The sequence below is a fragment of the Paracraurococcus ruber genome (genome assembly GCF_004353985.1).
In the GTDB taxonomy this organism is placed as follows: Bacteria; Pseudomonadota; Alphaproteobacteria; order Acetobacterales; family Acetobacteraceae; genus Paracraurococcus; species Paracraurococcus ruber.
Map to the genome: position 1 here is coordinate 1 of NZ_SMOA01000388.1, position 4,021 is coordinate 4,021.

3 protein-coding genes are annotated in these 4,021 nt (G+C 76.2%); 2 read left to right on the top strand and 1 reads right to left on the bottom strand.

Features of this window, described 5'->3' with window-relative positions:
• Positions 1–143: 143 nt before the first annotated feature.
• Together E2C05_RS29525 and E2C05_RS29530 are read left to right on the top strand one after the other, a co-directional pair.
• Positions 144–1,166, top strand: coding sequence for an NAD-dependent epimerase/dehydratase family protein (locus E2C05_RS29525; RefSeq protein ID WP_133223195.1), 1,023 nt, complete (start codon positions 144–146; stop codon positions 1,164–1,166).
• On the top strand, positions 1,163–2,116 hold the full coding sequence (locus E2C05_RS29530) for a tripartite tricarboxylate transporter substrate binding protein (RefSeq protein WP_133223196.1): 954 nt from the start codon (positions 1,163–1,165) through the stop codon (positions 2,114–2,116). The genes E2C05_RS29525 and E2C05_RS29530 overlap by 4 nt, the downstream gene beginning before the upstream one ends.
• A gap of 570 nt (positions 2,117–2,686) precedes the next feature.
• On the opposite strand, the gene E2C05_RS29535 is transcribed toward E2C05_RS29530, so the two are convergent.
• Entirely contained in the window at positions 2,687–3,703 is a 1,017-nt protein-coding gene (locus tag E2C05_RS29535) for a hypothetical protein (RefSeq protein WP_133223197.1), read from the bottom strand.
• Positions 3,704–4,021 lie beyond the last annotated feature (318 nt).

Genomic DNA, 4,021 nt, shown 5'->3' on the forward strand with positions numbered 1-4,021 from the left:
GACCGCAGGACGCGGGGCAGCCCGTGCCGGCGCCGCGCCGGCCGCCGCGCCGGCCGTGCCAGCCGTGCCCGGGGGTCGGCCCTTCCCCTGGCGCCCGGCCCGCGCTTCGATGCCCGGCAAGACCGACTCGCGGGAGAGGAACCATGTCCACCGACCCGGCCGTGCCCATCGCCGGCAACCGCTTCTGCATCGTCGGCGGCGCCAGCCTCGTCGGCTCCGCCACCGCCGGCGAATTGCTGGACCACGGCGCCGCCGAGGTCGTGCTGTTCGACAATTTCGCCTTCGGGTCGGAGGCGGCGATCGAGCATCTGAACGACCATCCGCGGCTGCGGCTGGTGCGCGGCGACGTGATGCGCCTGCCCGACCTGCTGCGCGCCACCGCAGGCATGGCCGGCGTCCTCCAGCTGGCGGCCTACATGACCCTGTCCATGGACCGTGACGCCTGGGGCGGGCTCGACGTCAACATCCGCGGCGTGCAGCACGCGCTGGAAGCCTGCCGCGCCAATGCCGTTGGCAAGCTGGTCTTCGCCTCCTCCAACGCCGTCTATGGCTACGGGCCGGGCGTGGCGGGGGAGCTGGTGGAGGGCACGCCCTTCCATTCCGCGGGGGCGCCGCCGGCCGCCATCCTCTACGGCGCGAGCAAGATCATCGGCGAGCAGCTCTGCCGCGACGCCCACCGCAAGCACGGCCAGCACTATGTCGTGCTGCGCTATTCCACCGTCTATGGCGAACGCCAGCACTACCGCGCCGCCAACGCGCTCTACATCATCGAGACGCTGGAGAGGGTGCGGCGCGGCGAGCCGCCGGAGGTGTTCGGCGACGGCTCCGAGACCAAGCATTTCGTCTATGTCGGCGACCTCGCCCGCGCCAACCGCATGGCCTTCGAGAGCGCGGCGACGGATGTCGCCGTCAACACCTCCGGCCCCGCGCCGGTCACCACGCTGGAACTGGTCAGGCTGGTCACGGAACTCGCCGGCGGCGGCCCCGAGCCGCGCTTCGTCGGCAACGAGCCGGGCAAGGTGCGGCTGACCAGCGGCGGCGCCTTCCGCATCGCGCATGAGGAAGCGGCGCGCGCCATCGGCTGGCGGCCCGAGGTGGACATGCGGGAAGGGCTGCGCCGGCTGATCGCCTGGCGCGATTCCAACGAGGCGAGGGCGGCGGCATGATCGCGCGCCGCGCCACGCTGGCGGCCGGCGCCGCGCTGCTCGCCGCGCCGGCGCTGGGCCAGCCGCGCTGGCCCGACCGGCCGATCGAGATCCAGGTCGGCTTCACCGCCGGCGGCGGCACCGACCTCGACGCCCGCAGCTATGCCCGGGCGCTGGAGAAGCGCATCGGCGGCAGCGTCGTCGTCACCAACCGCGCCGGCGCGGGCGGGGAGTTGGCGCTGGCCGCCGTCGCCCGCGCCCGGCCGGACGGGCACACCCTGGGCACCACCAATTTCCCCGGCCTTCTCACCATCCCGATCGAGCGGCAGGCGCAGTTCCGGCTGGAGGATTTCGCCCCGCTCGGCAACCTGGTGAAGGACCCGAGCGCCATCACCGTGCATGCCGAAAGCCCGCATCGCACGCTGGCCGACCTGCTGGCGGCGGCGCGGGCGGCGCCGGAGCGGCTGACCTATGCCTCGCCCGGCGTCGGGTCGGACGACCACATGCAACTGGTGCTGATGGAAGCCGCGACCGGCATCCGCATGACCCATGTGGTCTTCCAGGGCGATCCGCAACTGCGCCAGGCGGTGCTGGGCAGGCAGGTGGACTGCACCGGGCTGAACCTGGGCGCGGTGCTGCAGGTGCCGGACAATCTCCGCCTGCTGGCGCATGCCGGCGCCGCGCGCAGCCGCTTCCGCCCGGATGTCCCGACGCTGACCGAGCTCGGCATCCCGGTGGTGATGGGCTCCGAGCGCGGGGTGGTGGCGCCCGCCGGCACGCCGGCGCCCATCCTGGCGCGGCTGCGGGAGGCGACGGAGGACATCGCCCGCGACGCGGAGTTCATGCAGCAGCTTGAGGGCCGCTTCACCGAGCCGGCCTGGGAGCCGGGCGAGGCCTGGTTCACCCGGCTGCGCGGCCAGGCGGCGGAGTACCGCGCGCTCTGGCAGCGGACGCCCTGGGCGCAGCGCTAGGGCGGATCCCGCTCGGGCGGAATCACCTGAGCGGGTGAAGATGCCCAAGGATTCCCATGGCTGGGGCGGTTGCCGTGAGCCATGGCGAACGGCGACCGCCCTGGTGTCCCGCAGCCGAAATTCGCCGCCACTGCTGGCGTCCTACGGTCCGGGCCACTTGCCTTTGCTTGCAGTGGCCTGCTGGCCCGTTGCATTCGCAGACCGTGGCTGCGAATGCAGCGGGCAGGACACGAGGCGGACCGTGCCCGGACGGAGGCATCCGGACGGGCGACGATGCGCCGGGGATGATGCACGGGACCGGGCGGCAGGAGCGGATGCCGATGCGTCATGCTCCTCGACGGATCGCGCGGCAGGATGGCGTTGCCGGCGCGTCGCGCCGCGCGGCCGGCACCCGGCCGAGGCGGATCGGTGTCCGGGCCGGGCCGCGATCCGCCAGTGCCGCCGGTGCCGGCAGTGCCGGACGGGCGCGAGGCGCCGGCCCTGGCCAAGGCCGGTGCCGCCTTCAGGTCCGGCCGGACATGGCTGCCCGGCCGGTCGTGCCTGGATGCCCCGACCGCCCCGCGGCCCGCGTCAATCCGCCCGCCAGTTCAGCCGCCGCAGCAGCCATTCCCGATAGGCCAGCACCGTCGCCGGGGCGGGGGCCAGGGCGGCGACCAGCGGGCCCGCCTCCATGCCCGAGAGCGGCCGCAGGCCCGGGGCCCAGCCCGTCCTCGCCTCCTCCTCCAGCCAGCGCTGCGCCGCCACCCGCCAGGTCGCCACGGTATCGGCCGGGGTCAGCGGCGGCAGCACCACCGCCGCCAGCAGGCGCAGGCAGGCAGTGGCGGTCGTCAGCGCGCCGCGCAACTCGGCCGGGCCGCCCAGCGGCAGGTCATGCAGCGCCGGCACTTCCGGCAGCATCGCGTCGCGGCCGGCGACCCCGTCCAGCGCGAACCAGGGGCGGGCGCCGGCCGCCGTCAGCCTGGCCGGCAGGTCCGGCCCGTGCAGCAGCGCCGCCTCGGCGATGCCCTGGGCCAGCGCCGCCTCGGCCTTCGGCGATGGCAGGCCGAGCACCGGGCTGGCCGCCAGGCCCAGCAGGTCCAGGGCCAGCAGCCCCGCCGCGCCGGGCATGTCCGGCCCGCCCAGGCCGAAGCGGGGCGCGCTGCCCGGCGGGGGCATCGCGTCCCGCCCCACCACCATGGCGCCGCCCTGCAGGGCGCAGACCGGCACCCAGCCGGCGGGGTCGAAGCGGGCCCGCGGGTCGCCCACCATGCGGGACAGGGCGGCGATGCCCGGCAGCAGCAGCAGGCTGCGGCCATCCGGCGCGGCATCGGTGACGAAGCGGTTGGCGGCGGTGACACCGTCCGGGCCGCCCAGCACGGTCAGGTCCAGCCGCAGCGCCGTGGTCGCGCCGCGGCCGAGCGACCCGGCCAGGCGCCCGGCCAGCCGGGCGAGCGGCCCGTCCTCCGGCCCCGGCACCAGCAGCGTCGCGGTGGTGGGAAGCAGGGCGCGCGCCGGCCGGGCCAGCGGGATGCTCGCGGCAAGGCCGGCCGCGGCGCCGAGCCCGGCCTGCAACGCCCGTCTTCGGGATGCCTCCGGGCGAGCCCGCATCGCTGTCTCCCTCCTCCGGCGCCTGCCCTATGCACCATCCCCGCCGCGGCGGGCCCGGTGCCCGCGCAGGCCCTTGTACCGCTTCCGGTTCACCGGGGGCAGCACCCGCCCACCCGCCACCCGGCAGGAGGCGCCGTCATCCGGGCCCCGGCGCCGGGGGCAAGGGGCCAAGGCCCCCGTGGGTCGCCGCCCAGCCCACCCGGACACACCCGCGACGATCGCCAGCGCGGCCCGCGGTGGCCGGGCCCTGCGGCGCCGGCGACCGGGGCGCAGACGGCCTGCCGTCCGGACGCCGGCATCGCGCGCGGGGCTGGCGGG

What these genes read in the sequence shown, in the direction of transcription:
- E2C05_RS29525 (WP_133223195.1), top strand. Translation starts at nt 144, where the DNA reads ATGTCCACCGACCCGGCCGTGCCCATCGCCGGCAACCGCTTCTGCATC.
- E2C05_RS29530 (WP_133223196.1), top strand. Translation starts at nt 1,163, where the DNA reads ATGATCGCGCGCCGCGCCACGCTGGCGGCCGGCGCCGCGCTGCTCGCC.
- E2C05_RS29535 (WP_133223197.1), bottom strand. Translation starts at nt 3,703, where the DNA reads ATGCGGGCTCGCCCGGAGGCATCCCGAAGACGGGCGTTGCAGGCCGGG.